Source organism: Streptomyces sp. NBC_00569, assembly GCF_036345255.1.
Lineage (GTDB): Bacteria > Actinomycetota > Actinomycetes > Streptomycetales > Streptomycetaceae > Streptomyces.
Genome location: NZ_CP107783.1, coordinates 9,929,730 through 9,953,445 on the forward strand (window position 1 = coordinate 9,929,730; position 23,716 = coordinate 9,953,445).

General features: G+C 69.7%; 17 protein-coding genes. 10 read left to right on the forward strand and 7 right to left on the reverse strand.

Features of this window, described 5'->3' with window-relative positions; all coding sequences use genetic code 11:
- The first annotated feature begins 88 nt into the window (after nucleotides 1-88).
- Nucleotides 89-793, forward strand: coding sequence for a TetR/AcrR family transcriptional regulator (locus OHO83_RS44835; protein WP_266681360.1), 705 nt, complete (start codon nucleotides 89-91; stop codon nucleotides 791-793).
- A gap of 554 nt (nucleotides 794-1,347) precedes the next feature.
- Here OHO83_RS44835 and OHO83_RS44840 read toward each other — a convergent pair.
- Together OHO83_RS44840 and OHO83_RS44845 are read right to left on the reverse strand one after the other, a co-directional pair.
- Complete coding sequence (locus tag OHO83_RS44840) at nucleotides 1,348-3,108, reverse strand: ABC transporter ATP-binding protein (RefSeq protein ID WP_266681362.1); 1,761 nt, start codon at nucleotides 3,106-3,108, stop codon at nucleotides 1,348-1,350.
- The gene (locus OHO83_RS44845; RefSeq protein ID WP_330280682.1) at nucleotides 3,041-4,633 is read right to left on the reverse strand and encodes an ABC transporter ATP-binding protein; all 1,593 of its coding nucleotides are present in this window, start codon (nucleotides 4,631-4,633) and stop codon (nucleotides 3,041-3,043) included. Before OHO83_RS44845 ends, OHO83_RS44840 begins: the two co-directional genes overlap by 68 nt.
- A 249-nt stretch (nucleotides 4,634-4,882) precedes the next feature.
- Here OHO83_RS44845 and OHO83_RS44850 point away from each other — a divergent pair, with 249 nt between their 5' ends.
- The gene (locus OHO83_RS44850) at nucleotides 4,883-6,055 is read left to right on the forward strand and encodes an RNA-guided endonuclease InsQ/TnpB family protein (protein WP_266681366.1); all 1,173 of its coding nucleotides are present in this window, start codon (nucleotides 4,883-4,885) and stop codon (nucleotides 6,053-6,055) included.
- 219 nt (nucleotides 6,056-6,274) lie between these two features.
- On the opposite strand, the gene OHO83_RS44855 is transcribed toward OHO83_RS44850, so the two are convergent.
- The 4 genes from OHO83_RS44855 to OHO83_RS44870 all read right to left on the reverse strand — a co-directional run bounded on the left by OHO83_RS44855 (nucleotide 6,275) and on the right by OHO83_RS44870 (nucleotide 12,675).
- Nucleotides 6,275-8,530 (reverse strand): SpoIIE family protein phosphatase, encoded by a 2,256-nt coding sequence (locus tag OHO83_RS44855; protein ID WP_266681368.1) that lies wholly within the window; start codon nucleotides 8,528-8,530, stop codon nucleotides 6,275-6,277.
- Between the two features lie 353 nt (nucleotides 8,531-8,883).
- A complete protein-coding gene (locus OHO83_RS44860) occupies nucleotides 8,884-9,582 on the reverse strand; it encodes a hypothetical protein (protein ID WP_266681370.1) in 699 nt (232 codons plus the stop codon).
- A 315-nt stretch (nucleotides 9,583-9,897) separates the two neighbouring features.
- The gene (locus OHO83_RS44865; protein ID WP_266681372.1) at nucleotides 9,898-11,535 is read right to left on the reverse strand and encodes a glycosyl hydrolase family protein; all 1,638 of its coding nucleotides are present in this window, start codon (nucleotides 11,533-11,535) and stop codon (nucleotides 9,898-9,900) included.
- A gap of 141 nt (nucleotides 11,536-11,676) precedes the next feature.
- Nucleotides 11,677-12,675, reverse strand: a complete 999-nt coding sequence (locus OHO83_RS44870) for a LacI family DNA-binding transcriptional regulator (protein ID WP_266681374.1) — start codon at nucleotides 12,673-12,675, stop codon at nucleotides 11,677-11,679.
- 78 nt (nucleotides 12,676-12,753) lie between these two features.
- On the opposite strand from OHO83_RS44870, the gene OHO83_RS44875 reads away from it, so the two are divergent.
- The 8 genes from OHO83_RS44875 (at nucleotide 12,754) to OHO83_RS44910 (ending at nucleotide 23,117) form a co-directional block, all read left to right on the forward strand.
- The gene (locus OHO83_RS44875) at nucleotides 12,754-13,731 is read left to right on the forward strand and encodes a 5-dehydro-4-deoxyglucarate dehydratase (RefSeq protein WP_266681376.1); all 978 of its coding nucleotides are present in this window, start codon (nucleotides 12,754-12,756) and stop codon (nucleotides 13,729-13,731) included.
- Complete coding sequence (locus tag OHO83_RS44880; protein WP_266681378.1) at nucleotides 13,728-14,996, forward strand: glucarate dehydratase family protein; 1,269 nt, start codon at nucleotides 13,728-13,730, stop codon at nucleotides 14,994-14,996. The genes OHO83_RS44875 and OHO83_RS44880 overlap by 4 nt, the downstream gene beginning before the upstream one ends.
- Before the next feature lie 27 nt (nucleotides 14,997-15,023).
- Nucleotides 15,024-16,544 (forward strand): sodium:solute symporter family protein, encoded by a 1,521-nt coding sequence (locus OHO83_RS44885; RefSeq protein WP_266681380.1) that lies wholly within the window; start codon nucleotides 15,024-15,026, stop codon nucleotides 16,542-16,544.
- A gap of 136 nt (nucleotides 16,545-16,680) precedes the next feature.
- Nucleotides 16,681-18,330: a hypothetical protein gene (locus OHO83_RS44890; protein WP_266681382.1), complete on the forward strand. Its 1,650-nt coding sequence runs from the start codon at nucleotides 16,681-16,683 to the stop codon at nucleotides 18,328-18,330.
- Nucleotides 18,331-18,894: 564 nt separating this feature from the next.
- Entirely contained in the window at nucleotides 18,895-19,458 is a 564-nt protein-coding gene (locus tag OHO83_RS44895; protein ID WP_266681384.1) for a lamin tail domain-containing protein, read from the forward strand.
- Nucleotides 19,459-19,828: 370 nt separating this feature from the next.
- Nucleotides 19,829-20,797, forward strand: coding sequence for an RNA polymerase sigma factor SigJ (gene sigJ, locus OHO83_RS44900; RefSeq protein WP_266681386.1), 969 nt, complete (start codon nucleotides 19,829-19,831; stop codon nucleotides 20,795-20,797).
- Between the two features lie 113 nt (nucleotides 20,798-20,910).
- Entirely contained in the window at nucleotides 20,911-22,107 is a 1,197-nt protein-coding gene (locus OHO83_RS44905) for an NAD(P)/FAD-dependent oxidoreductase (RefSeq protein WP_266681388.1), read from the forward strand.
- 251 nt (nucleotides 22,108-22,358) lie between these two features.
- On the forward strand, nucleotides 22,359-23,117 hold the full coding sequence (locus OHO83_RS44910; protein WP_266681390.1) for a PIG-L family deacetylase: 759 nt from the start codon (nucleotides 22,359-22,361) through the stop codon (nucleotides 23,115-23,117).
- A gap of 165 nt (nucleotides 23,118-23,282) precedes the next feature.
- Here the strand turns inward: OHO83_RS44910 and OHO83_RS44915 are convergent, their stop codons facing one another.
- The gene (locus tag OHO83_RS44915) at nucleotides 23,283-23,666 is read right to left on the reverse strand and encodes a hypothetical protein (RefSeq protein ID WP_266681392.1); all 384 of its coding nucleotides are present in this window, start codon (nucleotides 23,664-23,666) and stop codon (nucleotides 23,283-23,285) included.
- Nucleotides 23,667-23,716: the final 50 nt, after the last annotated feature.

Genomic DNA, 23,716 nt, shown 5'->3' on the forward strand with positions numbered 1-23,716 from the left:
TGAAAGTGGTGCCGGCTCGGCCGCGGAAGGAGGTCGGGGTGAGGCGTCTGTTCTAACGCAGTTGCGTTAGACGGGCAAGACTTGCATCATGGCGACCGTGCGAACCCCGACGACGAGCACCCGAGTCCGGCTCATCGAAGTGGCGGAACGGCTCTATGCCGAGCGCGGCCTCAACGCCGTGTCCTCCCGAGAGATCGCCGCGGCGGCCGAGCAGCGCAACACCTCGGCCGTCGCCTACCACTTCGGCACCAAGCGCGCCCTGATCGACGCGATCTACGCCCACCGCCTTGCCCCGGCGTCCGAGGAGCAACTGCGCCTGCTCGCCGGGCTCGACGAGCAGGAGCGAGGCCACGACCTGCGCTCTCTCGTGGCGATCCTCGTCCACTCGATGACAGGCCGGCTCGGCACCCCGGAGGAACCCGGCTGGTTCCTCCGCTTCGTCGCCAACGCCCTGTACGTGCACGAGATCGCCCCCTTCGACCTCACCGCCCAGGAGTGGACCCGCGGCGTGCACGCCCTGCGCAGCCGGATCGACGCGTGCATGGCCGACCTGCCCGCCGAAGTCCGTGCCCAGCGCTGGGACTTCCTGATCGGCTTACTGCTGCACACCCTCGCCCAGCAAGAGCACCTGCTCCAGCTGCACGGCGAGGCACCCAGCGGCCTCGCCACCCGGGACCTGCTCGCGGCCGGCCTCGTCGACTCGGCCGTCGCCCTGCTGAGCGCACCCGTCTCCCCGGCCACCCGCCACCTTCTCGCCGGGCCGGCAGGAACGGCCGCCACGCCCTCGTCATAGGGAGCTGGCGTGAGTTGATTCGGTACGGCGTGAGGCGTTTCGCGTACCAGGTGGTGCATACGGCAAGACGGCTGCGGGTGCGTCTCGGCGTGCTGTCGGACAGAGGTGACAGCAGACTTGAGCCGCCGGTCCTGACCGAGGCCGAGCGGCAGGGGTCGAGCAACCGGGTCAAGCGCCGGACGACCGCGCAGGGTCCGGTCCTTCGAGGGAGGATCGTGCCGACCTGCGGGGGTGGCAGGCCGATCGGGGGGCGCCGGGCCCGGTTCGGGGGCGACCGGGGCCCCAAAGATTTCGTCCAGCCGCTGGGGGAGGGGCGGGAGATCGGTCCGGAAGACCTGGCGCACATCTCGCCGTACCCGACCGAACGCATCGACCGGTTCGGTGAGTGCTCCACGCATGCTCCACGCACGAGCTCGGCATCCAGCACGAGGCGTACGACCCCACACTGGACGCGGATTTCACCCGGCTCCGCGACCGTGATTCGACAGCATGCGGCTCCCGCCGGGCAGCAGCCTGCATCGCCCGTGGATCAGGATGACGGGAACCATGAGGCCCTACGTCGACGGCTGCTCGCCCTGCCACGACTGCCACAGCGCGGCGTAAGCGCCGTTCGAGGCCACGAGGTCGTCGTGGGGGCCGAGTTCGGTGATGCGGCCGCCTTCCATCACGGCGATCCGGTCGGCGTCATGGGCGGTTTGCAGGCGGTGCGCGATGGCGATGACGGTGCGCCCTTCGAGGACAGCGGCCAGCGCGCGTTCGGTGTGGCGTGCGGTGCGCGGGTCGAGGAGTGCGGTGGCCTCGTCGAGTATCAGCGTGTGTGGATCGGCCAACACCACACGTGCCAGGGCGAGTTGCTGTGCCTGCGCGCCGTCGAGCCGATGCCCTGCAGCGCCCAGATCGGTGTCCAGGCCGTCCGGCAGATCATCGGCCCACTCGGCACCGACGGCCGCCAGGGCGGCGTGGAGTTCAGAATCAGTGGCGCCCTGCGCCCCGATCAGCAGATTGTCGCGGACCGTGCCGAGGAAGACGTGGTGTTCCTGGGTGATCAGGACGACCTGTCGGCGCAGCAGTTCGGGACGGAGGCCGCGGATCGGGGCCCCGCCGACCGTCGCCGTTCCGGTGCGTGGCGCGTCGATGCCCGCGAGCAGCCTGCTCAGGGTGGACTTGCCCGCACCGGAAGGGCCGACGATCGCCAGCCGTTCGCCCACCTTCACGGTCAGGTCGACGCCGTGCAGTACATCGCCGCCGTCGTCGTAGGCATAGTGCACGCCGGCCACCTCGATGCGGTTGTCGGCGGGAGCACTGGAGGTGCCGGCGGGTACCTGGGGTATCTGTCCCAGCCCCTCGACCCGGGCGAAGGAGGCGCTGCTGGCCTGCAGTTGCTCCAGACGCTGCAGGATCGTGTCCAGCGGGGCAGACAGTTGCCGCAGATACACCGCGGAAGCGACCACCGCACCCAGGCTCATGGCGCCGTGGTCGCGCAGCACGCCGCCGACGAGCAGCACGCCGACCACCGGAAAGACGTAAGAGACGTCCACGGACGGGAGGAGCACGCTGCGCAGCAACAGCGTCCGCATCCGCGTGCGCCGGCACCTCTCGATCGCCTCCCGGCACGCGGTGAGGCGTCGCTGCTGCAAGCCGAAGGCCTCGATGGTGCGCGCGCCGGAGGCCGTGGTCGCCACAAGCTCCGCGAGCACCGAATTGGCGGCTCCCTCAGCGAGATAGGCGCAGCGCGCCCGGTGCAGGTACCAGCGGCCGGCGAACCAGATGCCGCTCAGCCCCACCACCGCACAGGCGCCGAGCAGCGGGTCAAGAGCAAAGACCGCGCCGAGGATGAACAACGCCTGCACCGCGGCGATGAGCACGTCCGGCCCGATGTCGCGCAGAGTGACGGCGACAGACGCGACATCGGTGCTGCCACGGGTGGTCACATCGCCCGTTCCGGCGCGCTCCACGACGGATGCCGGCAGCGCGAGCACGCGGTCGACGAACCGCTCACGCACCCGCGCCGAAGTCCGCTCGCCGAAACGGTCCCCCACCAACCGGGCGTACCGCGTGAGCACCAACTGCGCTGCCGCACATACGACGATGGCGAGCGCGAACCGGTCCACGGCCGTCGTACCACCGCCCGCCTTGACCGCGTCGATGATCCCGCCGAGCAGCCACGGGCCGACGAGGCCGGCGCCGGCTGCCAGCGCGTTGAGGGCGATCAGGGTGGCGAAGGCGCGTCGATCGAGACGAATCAGCTCAAGCGTCGCACGGCGTAGATGAGACGGCTCGGCGACGGGCAGTGGGCCGGCCGTCGCGCACGGCACGCAGCCCGGCCGCGACAGCCGCTTCGGTGTGCGCGTCGAGTGACGAGGTGGGCTCGGCTGTCATCAGTACCTCGGGATCGGCCAGCAGCGCCCGTACCAGGCGGATACGCTGCCGCTGGCCGCCGGAGAGGTTGCGGCCCTGCGCATCGATGGGCGAGTCGAGCCCGCCGCGCAGGCCCAGCACGATGTCGTCCGCCATGGCCGCGCGGACGGCGCGGGCGAGGGCCGCCTCGTCCTGTTCCCGACGACCCGCGACCACTTCGCGCAGTGTGCCGGCGAACAGTTCGGCCTCGCTGTCTGCGACCAGGATGCCGTCGCGGACCTGCTCAAGGACGATGTCGTCGAGCCGTACCGCGCCCCGGGTCGCCGCCGTGTCGGTGAACCGTCCGAGGCGCTCGATCACGGCCGCGGCCTGCGAGGGCCGGGCGCTGACCAGCGCGGTCAGCTTCCCGGGCGCCACCTCGACGCCGGAGGCCGGATCACACAGCACGGACGTCGGCCCGGGCGCGTCCACGCCTGCCGTGGGGTCGGCCACGCCGGGCTCCAGGTCGAGGAAGCGCAGCAGACGCCGTGCGGCGACCAGTCCACGGCTGAGATCGGAGCCGCCCTCGATGAAGAACGACACCGGCACCACGAGAACCGCGACATACCCATAGACGGCCACCAAATCCCCGACGCTGATGGCCCCTTGAGCAGCCATTCGGGCCGCGAGCCAGGTGACCACGGCAAGGAACAGCATGGGCAGACCGACGCCGAAGGCACCGATCCAACTGGTCACCGCCGCGACCCGGTACCCCTGCGCCTTCAGCGCTTGCGAGTCAAGGCGGTAACGCTCGGCGTACACCTGCTTGCCACCAAGACCACCCAGGACGCGCAGTCCTGCGACGATGTCCCCGAACCGGGCCGTGAGCCCACCCTGCTGCTCCCGGTAAGCCATCTGGACCCCCTGCAACCGGCCCAGCAACGGCCCGACCAACAGCGCGAGCAGCGGCACACCCAGCAGCACGACCACGGCGAGCAGCCAGGAGACGGAGAGCAAAAACGCGGCGACGACGGCGTAAGCAAACACAGCGCCGACCCCGGGGCCGGTGACGGTCAACGTGTTCGCCATCGCCGCGGCATCACCGAACCCGATCGTGACCACCTCTCCGGCCTGGACCCGGCGCGGCAGCACAGCCCCCAGCCGCGTCGCGTGCTCCACCACGACCTGCACCGTACGAAAGGCGCCATCCAACCGAACCTTGGTCATCGTGCGGTGCCGCATGATGGCCAGCCAGGCATTCACCACCCCCACGGCCAGCAGCACCGCGCACCAACCCGCCAGCGCACCCAAATGCCCCGGCTCCAGCCCGTCATCGACCGCGCGGGAGAGCACAAAAGGAGGCAGCGTCAAACCGACCATCCAAACACTGCCCAACACCGCCCCGACACCGCACCGGCCACGCTGACAGGTGACCAGCCACCACAGATACCAGCCAGGGCCGCGCCGATCCGGAATCCCCGGAGCAATGGATGTATCGGTCATCCACCGCACCCTACGGGGGGATCCACCACCCTTCCAGGGTGCCGGTCGCTCCATCCAGCAGGGCCGTCACCATGACCAGGCTCGCATGGTCTCTCGGGGCCTATCGCGCTCGCCGAATTGGCCGGGACCCTCAGGGCAGTCTCAAGCAATGGGCATGGCGGGTATGGATAACCGCTCTGCCCCTTCTCAGGTCTGGGTTTGGTTCCCATCGCGGCGGCATGGGCCAGGAGTATTGGCTACGCTGCCGGGGTGAAGCTGGTGGTGCGGGTGAAGCTGCTGCCAACGCCCGTGCAGGCGGCGGCACTTGAGGCGACCCTGCACGCCTGCAACGAGGCCGCCACATGGGCCGCCTCCGTCGCCTTCGAGACGAAGGCACAACGTCCGCTTCAGCTGCGCAAGCACACCTATGCCGAGATCCGCCTGCGGTGGGGGCTGGGCGCTCAGGCTGCCCAGCACGCGATCAAGAAGACCTGTGACGCCTACACGACCTTGAAGGCGAACCTGCGGGCGGGACGTTACGGACGGCCCGGTTCCAGGCAGCACACTCGCGCCGCGGGCAAGCCCATCGCCTTCCGGCCCCAGGCGGCGCAGCCATACGACGACCGGATGCTGTCCTGGCAGCACCAGACATGCACGGTATCGATCTGGACCACCACCGGACGGCTGAAGAACGTCGCGTTCACCGGGCAGGCCGACCAGCTCAAGGTCCTGGCGGCGCACCGGCGGGGCGAGTCCGACCTGGTGTACCAGGGCGGGAAATGGTTCCTGATCGCCACCTGCGACATCGACGAAACGACCCCGAACACTCACCCGGCCGGCTTCCTCGGTGTCGACCTGGGCATCGTGAACATCGCGGTCACCTCCGACGGGACACGGCACTGCGGTCGCCGCATCAACCGCAAGCGGAACAACGACCGCAAGCTGCGCTCCAAGCTGCAGAAAAAGAACACCAAGTCCGCCAAGCGGCGGGCGAAGAAGCACGCCGGCAAGGAAGCCCGCCGTGCCAAGGACATCAACCACAAGATTTCGAAGCGGATCGTGGCGGAGGCTGAACGCACCGGTCGCGGGATCGCCCTGGAACAACTCACGGGCATCCGCGAGCGGGCACGGCTGAGAAAGCCCCAACGCACCACGCTCCACTCCTGGCCCTTCGCCCAGCTCGGCTCCTTCATCGCCTACAAGGCGAAAAAGGCCGGAGTGCCGATCATGTATGTCGATCCGGCCTACACCAGCCAGGAATGCTCGCAGTGCCACCACACCGCACGCCACAACCGGCCTTCCCAGGCCGTTTTCGCGTGCCGGGTCTGCGGATTCGTTGATCACGCAGACCACAACGCGTCCCACAACATCCGCCGACGCGGCTGGATGGCGTGGGTCTGCGGGGCCCAGTCAACGGCCCCCGAACTCACCCTCATCGCGTGAGTCCCGGACGCAGCCGAACCCATCACAGCCAGTGATGGATTCGAGTAGCAAACCCCGTCGCTCACGACCGGGTAGTTGACGTGAGGCTTGGGTACAGCGAACTCTGTCACCCGCCCTACAGGCAAGTCAGTTCAGATGTCCCCCGATCGTCAGACCCCAAGCACGTACGGTGCAACCAGCAGACGCGGCGGCCGCCCGTGCCGGCCGGTTGACGTCAGTTCATCCGGCATCCGGCTCGGCGGTCTGGGCGTCCAGTACGGCCCAGACGGTCTTGCCGTCATCGCGGAAACGAACTCCCCAGCTTTTGGCGAGTGTTGCGCAGATGTGCAGTCCGCGTCCGCCTTCGTCCGTCGCCTTGGCGTGGCGGGGGTAGGGGGCGGTGAGCGCGGCGTCGTCGATTTCGCACGTCAGCGTTGTTTCCCCTCTGATTAGGCGGAGGGTGATCGGGGGAGCGCCGTATCGGATTGCGTTGGTGACCAGTTCACTGACGACCAGTTCGGCGCTGAACGGGTCGACGTCGAGGCCCCATTCCTGAAGGCGTGTCTGTGTCTGTTCCCGGGCCGGTCTGGCCGACTGGAGTTCGGGCGGCACATTCCACTCGGCGAGCTCGTCCGGGGGCAGGTGCCGGGTGCGCGCGACGAGCAGGACACGGTCAGGTGCCAGAAGGCGTTCGACGTCGTCTGCCATCTGCTGCGGTCCGCGATCCGGATGCGCGAGAGCAGCGGCCAGGCCACCTCGGGTGGGGCCTTGCGCGCGGGTGGCCGCGGGGGAGGCGAGGCAGACCGTGCTCCCCTCAGGCAGGACGAGGCTGGTGGAGGCGAACGGGGGGCCTTCTTCTCCCAGGAGCGGCCCTTCCTGCAGGGGGGCGGTGTCCACGGTGCCGTCCGGGCGGACGATCGTGAACATCGAGCGGCCGGCCCGTGCGGCATCGAGCCGCCCGCTGACGGGGTCGTGGATGGCGATGGTGCAGTGCACGGTGGGTTCGTCGGTGCTTCCCTGCGCGTATTTTCGCTCGCGGGCGAGGCGCAGGACGGTGGAATGCAGCCGGGCCAGGAGTTCGTGCGGGTCGAGGTCCAGGGTGGTCAGGGCCTGGGCCGCGGTCCGCAGGCGGCTCATGGTGGCGACCGCGCTCAGGCCCGGGTTCTCGACCTTCCCCACGATCAGCGCGAGGCGGGAGCCGGGCAGAGGCAGAGCGTCGAACCACGATCCGGCGCCGCTGCCGCCCGCGTGGTGGCGCTGGGCGATCTCGGCGGCCCGTTGGGTCTGCCGTTCCTGCCCGCTGGGCCAGCTTTGCAGCGCGGTCATGACGACGTGCTCGCGTGTGAAGCGCAGCGCGTTCTCCAGACTGATCGCGGCGCGCGTGGTGATGCCCTTCGCCAGGTCCACGTCCTCGGGAGTGAAGGGTTCGCTGCCGCGCCGGCGCTCGAAGGCGACCGCCCCGAGGATCTGGCCCCGTGCCGACAGCGGCGCCACAAGCCGCGGCCCGTAGGGGGTGTCGTCCGCGTCGGCGCCGTCCGGTTCGGACACCGGCAGGATGGTGACAGTCGACGGCAGCTTCGGGCCGAACAGTTCGGGCAGCAGAGCCGAACCCGTCGGTGGCGGCGGGTAGCCGGCCCCGGTACTGCCCGCCGCAGCGCAGCGCAACAGCAACTCGTCGTCGTGAGCCGACAGTTCAGGCGTCCTGCCCTGCAGGACGGCATCGGTGAGTGCCACGATTGCACTGTCGGCGAAGTCCGGCACCGTGACGTCCACCAGCTCGCCGGCCGTGCGTTCCACGTCGAGGGTGCGCCCGATCAGCTCGCGGGCCCTGTGCAGCAGGCGCAGGCGGGCCTGGGCGTGCTCGCGCGCGCTCACGTCCACCGTCGTCGCGACCAGTCCCAGGGTGCGGCCCGCCCTGCTGCGCACGCGATAGATCGACACCGAGAAGATGTGCTCGCGTTCGGGGTCGGTGGGTGGCCGGCTCCGAAGGAGAACGTCGCGGGCCGGCTCGCCGGAGACGAGGACCTCACGGAGCATGCTCTCTTCGATCCGCACGCCCATGGCCGCGTACGCCTCCGTGGCCGGGAGCCCGATGATGTCCCCCAGAGGGATGCCACGCATCCCGATGGCCGAGGGGTTGACCCGTACGACCCGCAGCTGGGGGTCGAGGAAGTGCAGACCGACATCCGCCTGGGTGAACACGGCGTCCAGGATCACCTCGGCCAGACCCGGCAGGTTCTCGTCCCCGCCCATCCCTCCTTCTCCGTCGTCGTCCCTTTCCTGCCACACACCCCAGGTCCGTTCGCGGGATTCCGGCGCGAGCGGCCCGATGCGCCACGACCGCCCCTGCGTGGTCGTGGCGCCGACGACGTCGAACACGCTGCGTCCCAGGACGTGGGCCGCCGGACGGCCGAAGAGGTCTTCCGCCGCGACGCTCCACTCGACGACCCGGCCGTGATCGTCCACGGTGAGGAGCGGCTCATCGTGAGCGGGCATCAGCACCCTCACCAGTTCGTGTCGGCATCACTGTCCACGGGTCGGTCCACAGCCACGAATGCGGCAGCCCTGAATGCGGTGTGGCCCGCACCCGGTGTGCCGCGGACTGCTGGGCACGGGCTGCTGATCCCCATGCTTGGCCCGCACCACGCCGCGCGCCCGGCGGCAGACGGTCTGTGTGGGCCGTCCGGGTGACTCCAGGGGGCATCCGAGGGAGGGTGGCCACCCCGCTGACGCGGCACGGGCGGGGCGGCCGGGCAAAAGCAGATCGGCGGGGTCGAGCAGCCGGTTCTGAAGGTCACGGACGACGGCAACTGCGGAGACCGTGAAGGCCTGAGGAGGCGAATGTGATGTCAGTCGTTGTCGTTGTAGAAGGTGATGCCGCGCCAGTCGGTGACGCACGAGCTGCTCAGGAAGATCCATCCGATCGCGCTGTCGCGGACGACGATCGCCGGGTTCGGCCCGTTCGTCGTGAAGCGGTACATCACCGTGGAGCCCGGGTTGCCCGCCACATCGCGCAGTGAACCGTCGCTGTACGCGCTGGTCGTGTAGTAGTTGTAGTACGCCGTGCAGGCCGGATCGACCGTGATCGCGGTGCCGTCCGTGGCCGCGTGCGCGGCGGCATTGAAGTTGCGGCCGACCGTCCGGCGGTGCGAGATGTCGTCCTTGATCGCGTCGCTGCATGACTCCGAGACGGATGCGGTCGGGCTGGAGCCGAGGGCGCCGGGCGGGATCCAGCCGCAGATGTTGTTGCCGCCCCAGCTGCGCCCGTAGTGGTAGTCGCTGGGGTTGGTCTGGTGGACGTCGAAGGATGAGCCGGCCATGGCGGTGCCGACCCAGTAGCCGCACGGCTTGTTCTGCAGCCAGGTGCCGGCGGGGACCGTGCCGGAGTTGTTGCACACCGCTGGTTTGGGGGAGTTCGGTTGGACGGTGTACCTGTTCACGTTCGCCTGAGAGGTGGCGGGCAGCAGGGCCACGACCGCGGCCGTCACGGCGAGCACGGTGGCGGCGCGGATGCGTGGCCGCAGGGGCGTGGCTGTCTTGGTCGTCACTGCATCTCCTTCGTGGGGACGGGCGATGTGGCGGGATGGTGCGGTCGGGGCAGGTCAGCGGTTGCGGGCGCAGTTGCGGATCCGTGTTGCTCCGCCCGGCACTGCTGCTGGCCGTCTGTCGTCCGCGGTGTCCTCGGCCCGCTTGGGCTCCCGGCTGGTCACGAGGCTCCTTCGGACAGCGGCAACGGGCTGGCCGGCGACGGCACCGCCCCGCGACCGCCGGGACCCGGTGCCGCGCCACGAGATGTTGCGTCACCACACCGCGCGGTCGGCAGGAAATGCGGTCGATCAGGCAGAGCTGTGCAGCCTGCCCGTTCAGCGGGAGAAGCTGATGATCTGCGCGCTGCCCGGGGCCACGGTGACGGTCGATGTGCCGGCGCCGACGTGCACCGGTGTGCTCCGCGGTGTCCGGTCCGCGGTTCCCGAGGGGGTCATCTTGGCGCCGCCGAGGGTGATGGCGCCGGCGTCCACTGAGGAGAGGCCGCCGGGGGCTGAGCTGACGAGGGTCGTGGCGCGGGCGGTGTGGATGCCGCGGGGGAGTTTGATCGTGACCGTGTCGTCGGTGGCGTCCGCCGCGGCCGGGTCCTGGACGTTGATGAGGACGACGTGAAGCTTGCCGTTGCCATTCTCGATCCCGTAGGCACGCAGTTCACCGAGGGTGTCGTCGGGCAGTGCGAGGTCGACGAAGTGGCCCTTCGGGAGCCGGCGGAAGGTCCACAGGCCGTAATAGAGGGGCGAGGCGGAGAGCTGATGGGCGTCGAGCTGGGCCTGGTCGGTGGCGCAGAAGGCGCCGTAGTAACGGTACGAGATGGGGTAGTCGGTCGAGTCCCGGGGTTTGAAGTCGCCGCAGATCGCTGCGGTGTTGGTGTGGAACAGGAGTCGGCTGACGCCGTTCTGGGATGTTTCGAGGAGGTGGTCCAGCGCCCACAGGGAAGAGCCGTAGGCGTCGCTCACGCCGGGCTGGCCGCTGCAGGAGGCGCTGTTGGACTCGTTGAGTGTCATCGGCACGGTGTGGTGCAGGCGGTCGCCGACGGCCTTGATGCCCTGGAGCTTGGTCCGGGCCTTGAGGTAGGTGTCGGGCGACATGAGCTGGGCCATGGTGGTGGTCGAGGTGCCGCAGTGGCTGCCGGCGTACAGGTGCGAGGCCATTTCGGCCAGGGTCCGCCGCGGGGCGTCGGGGCCGTCGGCGAGCGCGGCGTCGGCGAAGCCGTCGATGACGGAGTTGGTGAGTGCCGTATTGGCCGACGGGCCGGTCATCTTCAGGTGTGCGTGCGGCAGTGCGGCGTCGATCTCGGCCTGGTAGTGCTTGACGGTCGACCACATTTCGGCGGGGGTGAGCGTGGTGACGTTGTCGTACTCGTTCCCCACCTCTACGGAGAGCAGGTCGTCGCCGAGGGTGGCGTGGGCGGCCTTCACCTCACCCACCACCTGGTCCATCGTGACCTGCGGCGCCGGGTCCTTCGCGGGATTCTTCAGTTCTGCCGGGTCGATCAGGGACTTCAGCGGCATGCCCAGCGTGACTTTCCAGCCGGTCGCGTCCAGCAGCTGCTTGAGGCCGTCGAGGTCCGACTGGTCGACGGTGCCGCCGATGGCCTGCGCCGGGGCGGAGGTGTCGGCGGCGGCGCCGAACGCGGGCCACACGAGGTCCATCGAGTAGCCCCCGAGGCGCAGCACGCCGTGCGGGCCAAGGGTCTTGAGCCGCTCGGCGAGCAGGTCCTCGGTGAGGTAGCCATGGGCGAAGTCCGCGGACTCGACGGAGAAGCCCTGCATGCCGCTGTCGAAGGTGGCCCGTGAGGGCGAGCCGGTGGCGTCCAGGGCGAAGGGTGTCGCCGACAGGGCCGAGGTGTCGGGTGCCGGGGCGGCGTCGGCCTGTCCCGTACAAGCGAGCAGGGCGACGGCCGATGTCAGGACCGCCGTGCGGGCGAGCGTTGACGGCGCGGGGCGAAGGCGCATGGCTGGGGCTCCTTGGACGGGGGCGGACGCCTCGACGAACAAGATCCACTGAGTAAACGTTTTCTCGTTGGCGGACCCTCCCGCGTCGTCGCGTTCCGTGTCAACGGCTGCGACGGAATTGGCGATCGTGAAAGGCGCGGCTCAGGCCCGGGTGGCCGCGCCCGTGGATGCCCGCATCACGAGCTCGGTCGGCAGCCGCACCGTGCCGTGCCGGCCGGCCCGTTCCAACTGCTCGCGCAGCAGAGCCCAGGCGTGCCGGCCCACCTCCTCGGTCGGCAGTCGTACGGTCGTCAGCGGCGGTGCGAGGAATTCGGCGACCGGAATGTCGTCGAACCCGGCCAGCGATATGTCCCCCGGCACGTCGAGGCCCTGTTCGCGCAGCCGGGCCAGCGCACCGATCGCCACCAGGTCGTTGAAGGCGATGACGCCGCTCACCCCCGCTGCCAGCAATGCGGGCAGGGCGCGATGGCCGTCGTCGCTGGTGGAGCCGGCCTGCACCACGCTGCGCGGGAGCCGCAGGGAGGCGGTGGTGTCCTCGAAGGCGCGCTGGCGCTCGGCGTTCGACCAGGACGTCGGAGGGCCGGCGAGGTAGCCGAGGTGCCGGTGCCCGAGCCCGGCGAGGTGGTGCACGACCGCGGTCATGCCGGCGTACGAGTCCACGCCGGCCGAGCTCATCGACAGGTCGCCGACCTCGCGGTTGGTGCACACCATCGGGGTTGCCACGAGTTGCGCCAGGTCCTCGAGCGGTAGCCGCGGCGAGCAGAGCACCAAGCCGTCGCAGTGCAGGGCGAGTTCCTGGATCAGCGTCCGCTCCTCGTCTTGACTCTCCTTGGCGTCGGCGACCAGCAGCCGGTGGTCCTGGGCGCCGGTGGCGTCGGCCAGCCCGCGCAGCAGCTCGGAGAACGAGGGGTTGCCCAGATCGGGCACCACGACGCCGATGAGCCGGGTGACGCCGGCCTTGAGGCTGCGCGCGGTGCCGCTGGGCCGGTAGTTGAGTTCAGCAGCCGCGAGCCGTACCCGGTGCACGAGTTCGGGGTCCGCCACACGCCTGCCGTTGAGGACTCGCGAAACAGTCGCCGTCGACACCTGTGCCACACGGGCGACGTCCACGACAGTCGGCTTGCGTATCACCTGGGCCATGCGAGGACCTTAGACGATGCAAAGGGGTTGACCCGCCGTCGGCCGGGTCCCTACAGTCCACGCCGAGCGTTTGCAAGCATGGTCTGCATTCACATATATGTCCTCAGTATTGCGAGGAGCCTCCTGGTGCCGAATCTCGACGGCGTGCTGTTCTTTCCCGTCACCCCCTTCGACGCGGCCGGCGAGGTCGACACCTCCGCCCTGGCGAAGCACGTCAGAGCCGGTCTGGCGGCAGGCCCCGGCGGCGTGTTCGCGGCCTGCGGAACCGGCGAGTTCCACGCCCTGGAGCCACAGGAGTACGCCGAGGTCCTACGCGTCACCGTCGAGGTCACAGCCGGGCAGGTGCCGGTCTACGCCGGCACCGGCGGGCCGCTGCCGCTCGCCCGGCAGTTCGCCCGAGCAGCCCGCGACGCCGGCGCGGACGGCCTGCTCCTGCTGCCGCCGTACCTGGTCAAATCGCCCGCCGCGGGCCTGGTCGCGTACGTCGACTCCGTCGCAGCCGCCACAGAGTTGCCGCTCGTGGTCTACCACCGCGACAACGCCCGCTTCGACTGCGCCTCGGCAGTGGACGTCGCCCGGCTGCCTCACGTCGCCGGGTTCAAGGACGGCGTGGGCGACCTCGGTGACCTCTCCCGAATCCTCTCCGCAGTCCGCGACGAACTGCGCGGCGGCGACAAACCGTTCCAGTTCTTCAACGGCCTCCCCACGGCGGAGGCCACGGTCGCCGCCTACCGCGGACTCGGCGTCGAGCTGTACTCCTCAGCGGTCTTCTGCTTCGCCCCGGAGATCTCGCTCGCCTTCTACCACGCGGTGCGCGACGCCGACCACGAGCTGGTCGATGCCCTGCTGACGCGGTTCTTCCACCCGCTCGTCAGCCTGCGGGAGAAAGTTCCGGGCTATGCGATCTCCCTGGTGAAGGCCGGCGTACGACAGCGCGGGCTCGACGTCGGCGGTGTCCGGCCGCCGCTCGTCGACCCGGCTCCCGAGCATCTCGACGAGCTGCGCCGGATCACCGAGGCCGGGCTGGCCGTGTGCGACGAGGCGGGTGCGCGATGACCGACCGGCTGCGCATCACCGGCATCACCGTCACTCCGGTCGCCTTCCGCGACCCGCCGCTGCTCAACGCAGTGGGCGTTCATGAGCCCTACGCGCTGCGGGCGATCGTCGAGATCACCACCGATCAGGGTCTCACCGGCCTGGGCGAGACCTACGCCGACGAGGGCCACCTGCGCCGCCTCGGCCGGGCGGCCCGCGCACTCACCGGCATGGACGTGTACGCGCTCGGCCCCATGTATCAGCGGATCGCGGCCGGACTCGCCGGCGACACCGGGGCGGACGGCCACGGCCTCACCGGAATGATCACCTCCAGCTCGACGGTCGACCGGGTCTTCTCGCCGTTCGAGGTCGCCTGCCTGGACATCCAGGGCAAGGCGGTCGGCAGGCCCGTGTCCGACCTGCTGGGCGGCGCGGTCCGCGACGAAGTGCCCTTCAGCGCCTACCTCTTCTACAAGTGGGCGGCCCATCCCGGGGAAGAGCCCGATGTGTGGGGGGAGGCGCTCGACACCGACGGTATCGTCGCCCAGGCCCGCCGCATGATCGACGCATACGGCTTCACCGCCATCAAGCTCAAAGGCGGCGTCCTGCCGCCCGAGAAGGAGATCGAGGCCGTACACGCCCTGCGAGCGGAGTTTCCCGGCCATCCGCTGCGCCTGGACCCCAACGCCGCCTGGTCCGTGCCCACATCGCTCAAGGTCGCTGCCGAACTCGACGGAGTCCTGGAGTACCTGGAGGACCCGACACCCGGTCAAAAAGGCATGGCAGAGGTGGCTCGCTCCTCACCCATGCCGCTGGCCACCAACATGTGCGTCGTCGCCTTCGATGAACTGCCGCAGAGCGTCGCCCAGGACGCGGTACAGGTGGTGCTCTCCGACCACCACTACTGGGGCGGGCTGCACCGCACGAAGCTGCTGTCCGGAATCTGCGAGACATTCGGCCTCGGCCTGTCCATGCACTCCAACTCGCACCTCGGCATCAGCCTTGCGGCGATGACCCACCTGGCCGCCGCGACTCCCCATCTCAGCTACGCCTGCGACACGCACTGGCCCTGGAAGGACGAGGACGTCATCCAGCCGGGCGTCTTCACCTTCGCCGACGGTGCGGTACGGGTGCCGCGCACCCCGGGCCTCGGGATCGAGCTCGACCGCGACGCGCTGGCCCGGTTGCACGAGCAGTACCTGGCGTGCGGACTGCGCAACAGGGACGACACCGGTTACATGCAACGGCTCCACCCCGGATACCGGCTCCGCTCGCCACGCTGGTAGGCGACGGCCTCCTCAAAAGGAGTTCTCATGGCATGGCTCGACTGGACAGCCCTCGCCGGTTACTTCCTGGTGATGCTGTTGATAGGTGTCTGGTCGCACCGCCGCATCAGCGGCGTCGGCGACTACTTCACCGGCGGCGGCAAGATGCCGTGGTGGCTGTCCGGCATCTCCCACCACATGTCCGGCTACAGCGCGGCGGTGTTCGTCGCGTACGCGGCCGTCGCCTACAGCTACGGGATCACCGTCTACTTCTGGGCCTTCGTGCCGCTGGCGCTGGCCACCGGCGTCGGCGCCTTCCTCTTCGCGCCGCGCTGGAACCGGCTGCGGTCCCGCTTCAACGTGGTCTCCCCGCTGGAATACCTGGCCAAGCGCTACAACGTCCCGACCCAGCAGGCGCTCGCCTGGAGCGGCGCGTTGCTGAAGGTCTTCGACGTCGCCGCCAAGTGGGCATCGGTGGCGATCCTGCTCAACGTCTTCACCGGCGTGCCGATGGCCACCGGCATCCTCATCACCGGCGTCGTCACCCTGCTGTACTGCACAGTCGGCGGGCTGTGGGCCGACGCCCTCACCGACTTCGGGCAGTTCGTCATCCAGGGCGTCGCGGCGCTGGCCATGCTCATCGCTGTGATCGTCAAGCTCGGAGGGTTCGCCGGCCTCGGCTCGATGTGGGACAAGCTGCCCGAGGGACACACACACCCGCTGGTGGGGCAGTGGACCGCCGGCTTCCTGACCGCGTACATCGTCATCAAGCTCTTCGAGTACAACGGCGGCATGTGGAACCTGGCCCAGCGCTACATGGCCACCGACTCCGCCCGCTCCGCCCGCCGTTCGGCCGGCCTCTCCGCCGTCCTCTACCTGATCTGGCCGGCTGTACTGCTGTTCCCGTCCGTCGCAGCCGGGGTACTGATGCCGCACGTCGCCGACCCGCAACAGGTGTACGCGCTGATGGCGAAGGCATATCTGCCCGCAGGGCTCGTCGGCCTCACGCTCGCCGGCATGTTCTCGCACACCATGGCGATGGCCTCGTCCGACGCCAACGCCATCTCGGCCGTCATCACCCGTGACATCCTGCCGGTCGTCTCCCGCCGGGCCCGCACGATGAGCACCCAGGCGGGGCTGCTGGCCGCCCGCGTGTGCACAGTCGTCTTCGTGTCGGTCAGCATGATCGTGGCGATCGAGGCCGACCACTTCGGCGGTGTCCTCGGCATCATCGTGGCACTGGTCGCGGCCGTCATGGGGCCGATCTCCATCCCCATGCTCCTCGGCCTGCTGCCGGCCTTCCGGCGCTGCGGCCCGATCGCGGCGCTCAGCTCGTGGGCACTCGGTCTGGGAGCGTATTTCCTCCTCAAGTACGGCATCGAACCGGCCGACCAGACATGGCTCGTGGCCACGCCGCTGGTCACCTCTCTCGTCGTGTACATGGGGTTCGGTCTGCTCAAGCCCGAGCCGAACGACGAGGCCGACGCGATCGTTGCCGCGGTGTCCTCCGACGGTCCCGCGGGAGCCGCCGTTCAGGCGCCCACGCCCACCGCAGCGACCGCCGACTGACCCTCGCAGCGGGCGCGGCCCGTCGGCTGGGTGCCTCAGATGCGGTACCCAGCCGACGGATCGGCGCCCACCCACCCCCTTGCTTGATCTAGGTACGGCTCCGCCCGTGGGCGTGGCCTGCGAGCGAAGGAGCGGCATGGAACGGCACCGCGCACGTCCCTGGCGTACGGCACGAGCGCTCGCGTGTGCCCTCGCTCTGGCCGCCGCAGCAGCCGCGCCCGGAACGGCGGCACAGGCAGTCGCACCCGTGCCGGCAACTGCCCCGGCCCAAGGCGGCCGGATCCCCGACCACTTCGTGGGACTCAGCATCGAATGGTCCCTGGTCGAGCGGTACCTGAACCCCTCCGCCCGGCCGGCCTTCGTCAACCTGCTGCGCAACCTGCACACCGGAATCCTCCGCATCGGTGGTTCCTCACAGGACCAGATGCCCTTCGACGCGACGGCCGTCAACACCAACCGGGTGATCACGCCGGAGGATCTGGCGTATGTGCGGTCCACCCTGGACGCCGCCGGCAAGGTGGCTCACGACAGTCACGGCAAGCCTCGCTGGGGCGCCGTCCTCGGCACAGCCATGTCCCCGCCGACCGACGCCAGGCCCTGGGTCGGCCCGGAGCACGCCAGGACGTTCCTCACCCAGGGGGTCGAACCGGCGTTCCCGGGCAAAGCCGCAAAGGACATCGCCGGCATCGAGCTCGGGAACGAGCCGGACCTGTCCTACGGCGCCGATCTCGACCGCTACCTCGGCGACCTGGCCACTTACGCGGACCCGTCCGTCTCCGGCCCTTTCCCTGTCATCGCCCCCAACACCAGCGAGGACATCCTCCCCTGGACGACCCTCGCCGACCCGACCGCCGCCACCCGTTACCTCCACGACTGGCCGCAGATCCTGGACACCGCGGCCCCGTTCATGTCACCGCGGGCCGGCGCCTTCGGCGCGTGGGCCTCCGACCACTTCTATCCGCTGGCCCGCACCTGCGCCAACAAGCCGTACCGCTGCGCCAGCACCACCTCCCTGCTCTCCGACGAGCACCTGGCGAGCCTCGACTACGAGGTCTACATCCACGCCGACGAGGCGGCCGAGCACGGCCTCGGCTACCGGTTGGAGGAGACCGGCACAGCGGCCAACCGCGGTGCGGCCGGCGTCAGCGACGTCGCCGCCTCCGCCACGTACGCCCTGTCCCTGATGTTCCACACCGCCTGCCCGCGCCCGCCGGACCGGCCGGAGGCGAACGCAAGCTGCACCACCGCCGCCACGGGCGTCAATTTCCACAACGCCGAGGTTCGCGCCTTCTTCCACCCCGAGGAAGGCAACGCCTACTACAACGCGATCGACTACGACCCCACCGAGACGATGGGAGCGCCCAGAGCCGCCCCGCTCTACTACGCGATGCTGCTGTTCGCCCGCTTCGCGCAAGGCACTTGGGACCTGCGCCCGGCAACGGTCACCACTGCAGGCGCACAGGACCGCACGCCCGAGGCCTGGCGGCTGACCACCGGGTCCGGCGAACACCGCCTCTTCGTCATCAACAAGGCCGACCATCCGGTGCGTGTCACCGTGCCGTTGAAGGGAGCGCAGGCCGAGATCTCCCGCATGACCCCGTACGATCCCGACGGCGCAGGCCGAACCCTCGACGCTCCACAGGTGCGCATCGACGGACGGTACGTCGCCGACGACGGTACCTGGCCCGGCTTTCACCCGGCTGTGTTGCCGACCACCGGAAATCGGACGGCCCTGACCCTGGCGGCGGGCGAAGCCGCCGTCGTCACCTCGTCGACTCGGCCATGACGCAGGCCGTCGCATCCCGCGCCACGCGGTACCCCCACGACTTGGGCAACCATGCGTCCGCGCAGGTGCGAGTGCGCCGCGCCGACGTTCAGTGAACAGCAAGCCGGTGGCGAGGAGGGCGACGCCCGATGCGATCAGGGTGATGCCGGCGACTTCGAACCGCCTCGACGGCCCGCACAGAACCGACGTCGCCACCGTCCTCGCATGGCGCCGCGCCGCGGAGCCTCAGCGGACCAGCTGATGCAGACGCCGAGCAGCGGTGAGCAGTTTGTGCCGTTACCCACTTTTGGGTGACGGGGCAGGGAAGCGGTCCGGACCACGGGCGTCGATGCGTTGCGGGGGAGGGGCTGTGACGGCAATCCGGTCGATTCGGTAGGTAGATGGACGTTACATGCGAGAGTGTCAGAAATGTGTCTGAACTGTAACGGCCTTCACGCCTTACTCACATCTGGCGGCGACTGAGGCACGTTGTGGGTCCTCGGCCATCGGGCCGGGATCAGCACACAACGGACCTGCGGCGCACAAGCCGGGAACAGGTCCGCGAGTTCGAAATGAGGGGCATTCATGTCCGCTTTCATGTCCGTCGCCGCCCGTCGTGCGGGTGCCGCCGTTCTGGCGGCAGGCGCGCTGGTCGGCACCTTCGCGGCATCGGCTTCCGCCGACCCGGCGGCGCGTTCGCACCGCGAGTACGTCGAGATCAGCGGAGTGCAGTACAACGCGCCCGGTTGGGACAACCGCAGCTACCGCTCGCTGAACAGCGAATGGGTCGACGTCACCAACACCTCCCGCCGCGCGGTGAACCTCGACGGATGGACGCTGTCGGGCAGGGACGGTCACACCTACACCTTCCACCACTACCGTCTGGGAGGCCGCTCCACCGTCCGCGTTCACACGGGATCCGGCCACGACACCTACCGTGACGTCTACCAGGACCGGCGTAATCACGTCTGGGACAACCGCTCCGACACGGCCACCCTGCGCGACGACCGCAACTGGAAGGTCGACACCTACTCATGGGGCGGCGACCGTGACCGCTACGACCGCGACCGCCGCTGGGGCAACGACCGCGACCGCCACGACCGCCGCGACTACCGCGACGGCGGTCACGGCCACGGTGGGCGCCGCTGAACTGAGATGACGGGAAGCGCGGGCCGAGCTGTCCGTGCCTCCATGCCGGGGTCTTGAGAGGTGTGCCCGCAGATCGCCGTCTGCGGGCACACCTCTTCGTGTGAGACGGTCCTGCGTCGCACCTGGCGCCCGGCCTCCGCTCCTGGCGACGCTGCGTCAGGGAGTCGGTGGCCGACCGGAGTCCGCGACAGGCATACGGCGCCCGGCGCTCCTCGAGTCACGCGCGACCTGACCCGTCGCGTTGAGTGATCACGGCGCGTGCAGCTGAGACTCTCTCCGCTTCGCCGGCCCGAGCGAACAAATGCATGCTCGTCGTCCGGCTCATGGTGCGGCCGTGTAACCCGCGAACGCAGCCGGTTAGGATCACGGCATGGCCCTGACCCTGAGCGACGTGGACCGGTTCGAGGCTGCCAGGCCCCGTCTCGAAGCCATCGCCTACCGCATGCTCGGCTCGGCGAGCGAGGCGGAGGACGCGGTACAGGAGACCTATCTGCGTTGGCAGGCCGCCGACGTCGAGCGCATCGAGGTCCCTGAGGCCTGGCTGACCAAGGCGCTCACCAACCTCTGCCTCAACCAGCTCACCTCGGCCCGTGCGCGCCGGGAGACCTACACCGGCCAGTGGCTGCCCGAACCGCTGCTCGAAGGGGACCCGATGATGGGCCCGGCGGAGACGGCCGAGCAGCGCGAGTCGGTGTCGTACGCCGTGCTGGTTCTTCTGGAGCGGCTCTCGCCCAACGAGCGTGCGGTGTACGTGTTGCGCGAGGCGTTCGCGTACTCCCACCGGGAGATTGCCGAGATCCTGGACCTGAGCGAGGCGGCCAGCCAGCAGATCTTCCATCGCGCGAAGAAGCATGTGGCGCAGGGCAGGGCGCGGGCAGCTTCCGGCGGGACGGGGATCGAGGTTGACCAGGCGGCCGCGCGCCGTGTCGTCGAGGAGTTCCTCGCCGCGGCGACCAGCGGTGAGACCCAGCCGCTGATCGAGCTGCTCACCTCGGACGCCATCGCGGTCGGCGACGGCGGCGGGAAGGTGCCGGCCCGGGCCAGGGCTTTCGAGGGCGCGCTGGCGGTGGCGAAGTTCCTGCGCGGGTTGTTCAAGCCGGCCCAGGCCAAGCGGGATCTGGCAGGCGGTTCGCCCGACCTCTACGCCACCACCGCGAACGGCGGCCCCGCGGTCGTCGCTGTGGTCGACGGGCGGGTCTTCGGCATCATGTGCCTGGAGCAGACGCGGGAAGGCATCGTCGCGGTCCGTAGCCAGGTCAATCCGGACAAGCTGGAGCGCGCGACGGAGCGCTGGGCGGCGGGCGGTTTCGGTACTCCGGTCCTGGCCAAAGCTCTCTGACTTCTTATGTGACGCAGGTCACACCTCTCTCCTGTCAGGAATCGGCGGGCTGCCCGGTTCAAGATGCGTGACCGGGCCAGAAGGCGCCGGACCAGTGCAGACAGGAGCAGGAAATGCAGCACCGCATCATCGTCCTCGGCGCCGGCTACTCCGGAGCGATCGCGGCCGGCCGGCTCGCCAAGCGGCTGCGCCGCGAGGACGTCGCCATCACCCTCGTCAACGCCGAACCGGACTTCGTCGAGCGGGTCCGGATGCACCAGCTGGCCGTGGGCCAGGACCTGAAGCCACGCCCGCTGCGCGAGATGTTCGCGGGCACGGGCGTCGAAGTGAACCTCGCGAAGGCCACGTCGATCGACGTGGACCGCAAGACCATCGACGTGGAGAGCGCCGACGGCTCGGCGCAACTGCCGTACGACACCCTCGTCTACGCCCTCGGCAGCGGCCACGACGACAACGGCGTCCCTGGCGTCGCCGAGTACGCCCACCAGGTCGCGAGCCGCCCCGGCGCGCTCCGGTTGCGAGAGCGCTTGGCCGGGCTCTCCCAGGGTGAGACGGTGGTCGTCGTGGGTGGCGGCCTGACCGGCCTGGAGTTCGCCACGGAGGTCGCGGAGACCCGCCCGGACCTCGACGTCGCGCTCGCCGCGCGCGGCGAACTGGGCGACTGGCTCTCCCCGAAGGGCCGCGCGCACCTGCGCAAGGTCACCGACGGGCTCGGCATCACGGTGTACGAGAACGCCGCGGTGACCCGAGTCGAGGCGGACCGGGTCACGACCGCGGACGGCCGGACCATCCCCGCTGCCGTCACCGTGTGGACCACGGGCTTCGCGGTCCACGCGCTGGCCGCGGCCACCAGCCTCGAACTCGCGGACACCGGCCGGATCGTGGTCGACGCGACGATGCGCTCGGTCTCGCACCCGGACGTGTACGCGGTCGGCGACGCCGGCCACGCCCTGGGCGCCGGTGACAAGCCACTGCGCATGTCCTGCGCCTCGGGCACCCCGATGGCCTGGCAGGCCGCCGACTCCATCGCGGCGCGCCTGACGGGCGGCAAGCTTCCGAACGCCCCGCTGCGCTATTTCAACCAGTGCATCTCGCTGGGCCGCAAGGAGGGCCTGATCCAGTTCGTCACCGCTGACGACCGCTCCGTGGACCGCGCCCTGACCGGCCGTTTCGCGGCCCGCTACAAGGAGCTGGTCTGCAAGGGCGCGGCCTGGGGCGTCGCCAATCCGACGATGGGCATTCCGGTACGACGGCGGCGGGTGGCGGCCGACCTGGTTGCGCCGGAGGGGGCGGCACGGATGACGGCGTGAAGCGCGTACTCATCTCACTGCGGAACAACGACCTGCAGCGACGCTTCCCGCACTTGATCGCCCCCTCATCCGCGCCGCTCAGGTCGCCCTCAAGCCCACTGACCGAAGAGACACCGTCCAACTGAGACCTGTCCGGGCGATCACACTGCGGTGACACGTCAAGGTCCCGCTCCCCGGCAGGCCGAGGCCGGCAGCGTGCCAACTGATCGACGTAGGATCAGTCTTGCCTCGCGTTGGAAGGTGGTCTGTCCATGCCCGTGCCGAGCCTGCTCGCGGTATTCGCTCACCCCGACGACGAGTCGTTGTCAGCCGGCGGAGTGCTCGCGCGTCACGCAGCTGCGGGCGCGCCCACCGCAGTCGTCACCGCAACCTGGGCCGCGGACACCGAGCGGGCCGCGGAGTTGGCCGAGGCACTGCGGATCCTCGGCGCCGGCAAACCGCGGATGCTCGGCTACGCCGATGCGCGCGTTCCGCAATCGGCACCGGGCTGCCGGCGGCTCTGCGATGCACCGCTCGACGAGGCCGTGCAGCGGTTGGTGGCACACATCCGTGACTTCCGCCCGGACGTCATCGTCACCCACGATGCCTATGGCGGCCTGCCCGGTCACCCGGATCACGTGCACACCCATCGCGTGACCATGCTCGCGGCTCAAGCCGCCGGGCTGGGACAGCTGTACCCGGACACCGGCGCCCCCTGGCAGCCACGTGCCCTCTACCTGGCCACGCACCCGCACTCAGCCGTTTCGGCGCTGAGAGACGTGATCGGTGCTCGCAAAACGGTGTACAGCGTTCCGGACGAACAGGTCACCGCGACGGTCGACGTCAGCCCTTGGATGGAGCAGAAGATCGCCGCAGTGCTGGCGCACCGCTCCGAGGTGGAGCGGGGAGCCCTTCCGGGGGTGATCGCCGGTCTTCCGCCGGATGCCCGGAAGCGGCTGTTCGCCACCGAGTGGTACATCCGCCACGATCTCGTCACTGCAGCATCGACCCAGCCGGAACTGACCACTTGACCGGAGACGGCCGTCGAAGGGCCCGCCGCAAGCAGAGGGGCCCTTCGACGGTCGTGGTCTCAGCTCGACGCCTACCCCGACGTTGTTGCTGGGGTAGGCGATCGATGCCGATGCGGCCGGAGGAGCAGAGGGCGGGGGCATGGAAGCCCCTTGGATCGGCACCGCTCAGTGGTCACCGGTCGGTGGGTCGTCGCGGGTCCTGCGCCGGCTTTCCGTGAGCGCCTGTTCGAGCTGCTCCTGTGCTCGCCGTTCGATGCCCTCACTGTCGTGCAGCATCTCGTCCATCTCCGTCGCTGTGAGCCGGGCAGGCGGCGAACTCTCGTCGGTGAGGCGTTCATAGAGCCAGGCACAGGCCCGGCCTTCGTCGGTGAAGGTCTCCAGTGCCTCGCGTCTGCCGCGTTCGTGGACTCCCACGATCCACTCGCCCTCGCGTTGAGCCAGGTAGTAGCCCTCAAGCGAAGGGTGGCCGCCCGGACAGCCGGGGATCTCGTAGTGGGCATCGGGAACCCCGGCTGCCCGCAGCGCCTCGCAGAGCTGGTAACGGTCCACGGAACCAGTCTCCCACCGGGGGCGATCAGTACGAGGTGTGCGCCAGTTGT

Coding starts and splice junctions, on each gene's coding strand:
- OHO83_RS44865 (WP_266681372.1), bottom strand. CDS start 11,535: ATGCGCCTTCGCCCCGCGCCGTCAACGCTCGCCCGCACGGCGGTCCTG.
- OHO83_RS44880 (WP_266681378.1), top strand. CDS start 13,728: ATGACCGACCGGCTGCGCATCACCGGCATCACCGTCACTCCGGTCGCC.
- OHO83_RS44905 (WP_266681388.1), top strand. CDS start 20,911: ATGCAGCACCGCATCATCGTCCTCGGCGCCGGCTACTCCGGAGCGATC.
- OHO83_RS44870 (WP_266681374.1), bottom strand. CDS start 12,675: ATGGCCCAGGTGATACGCAAGCCGACTGTCGTGGACGTCGCCCGTGTG.
- sigJ (WP_266681386.1), top strand. CDS start 19,829: ATGGCCCTGACCCTGAGCGACGTGGACCGGTTCGAGGCTGCCAGGCCC.
- OHO83_RS44835 (WP_266681360.1), top strand. CDS start 89: ATGGCGACCGTGCGAACCCCGACGACGAGCACCCGAGTCCGGCTCATC.
- OHO83_RS44910 (WP_266681390.1), top strand. CDS start 22,359: ATGCCCGTGCCGAGCCTGCTCGCGGTATTCGCTCACCCCGACGACGAG.
- OHO83_RS44875 (WP_266681376.1), top strand. CDS start 12,754: ATGGTCTGCATTCACATATATGTCCTCAGTATTGCGAGGAGCCTCCTG.
- OHO83_RS44845 (WP_330280682.1), bottom strand. CDS start 4,633: ATGACCGATACATCCATTGCTCCGGGGATTCCGGATCGGCGCGGCCCT.
- OHO83_RS44895 (WP_266681384.1), top strand. CDS start 18,895: ATGTCCGCTTTCATGTCCGTCGCCGCCCGTCGTGCGGGTGCCGCCGTT.
- OHO83_RS44885 (WP_266681380.1), top strand. CDS start 15,024: ATGGCATGGCTCGACTGGACAGCCCTCGCCGGTTACTTCCTGGTGATG.
- OHO83_RS44855 (WP_266681368.1), bottom strand. CDS start 8,530: ATGCCCGCTCACGATGAGCCGCTCCTCACCGTGGACGATCACGGCCGG.
- OHO83_RS44890 (WP_266681382.1), top strand. CDS start 16,681: ATGGAACGGCACCGCGCACGTCCCTGGCGTACGGCACGAGCGCTCGCG.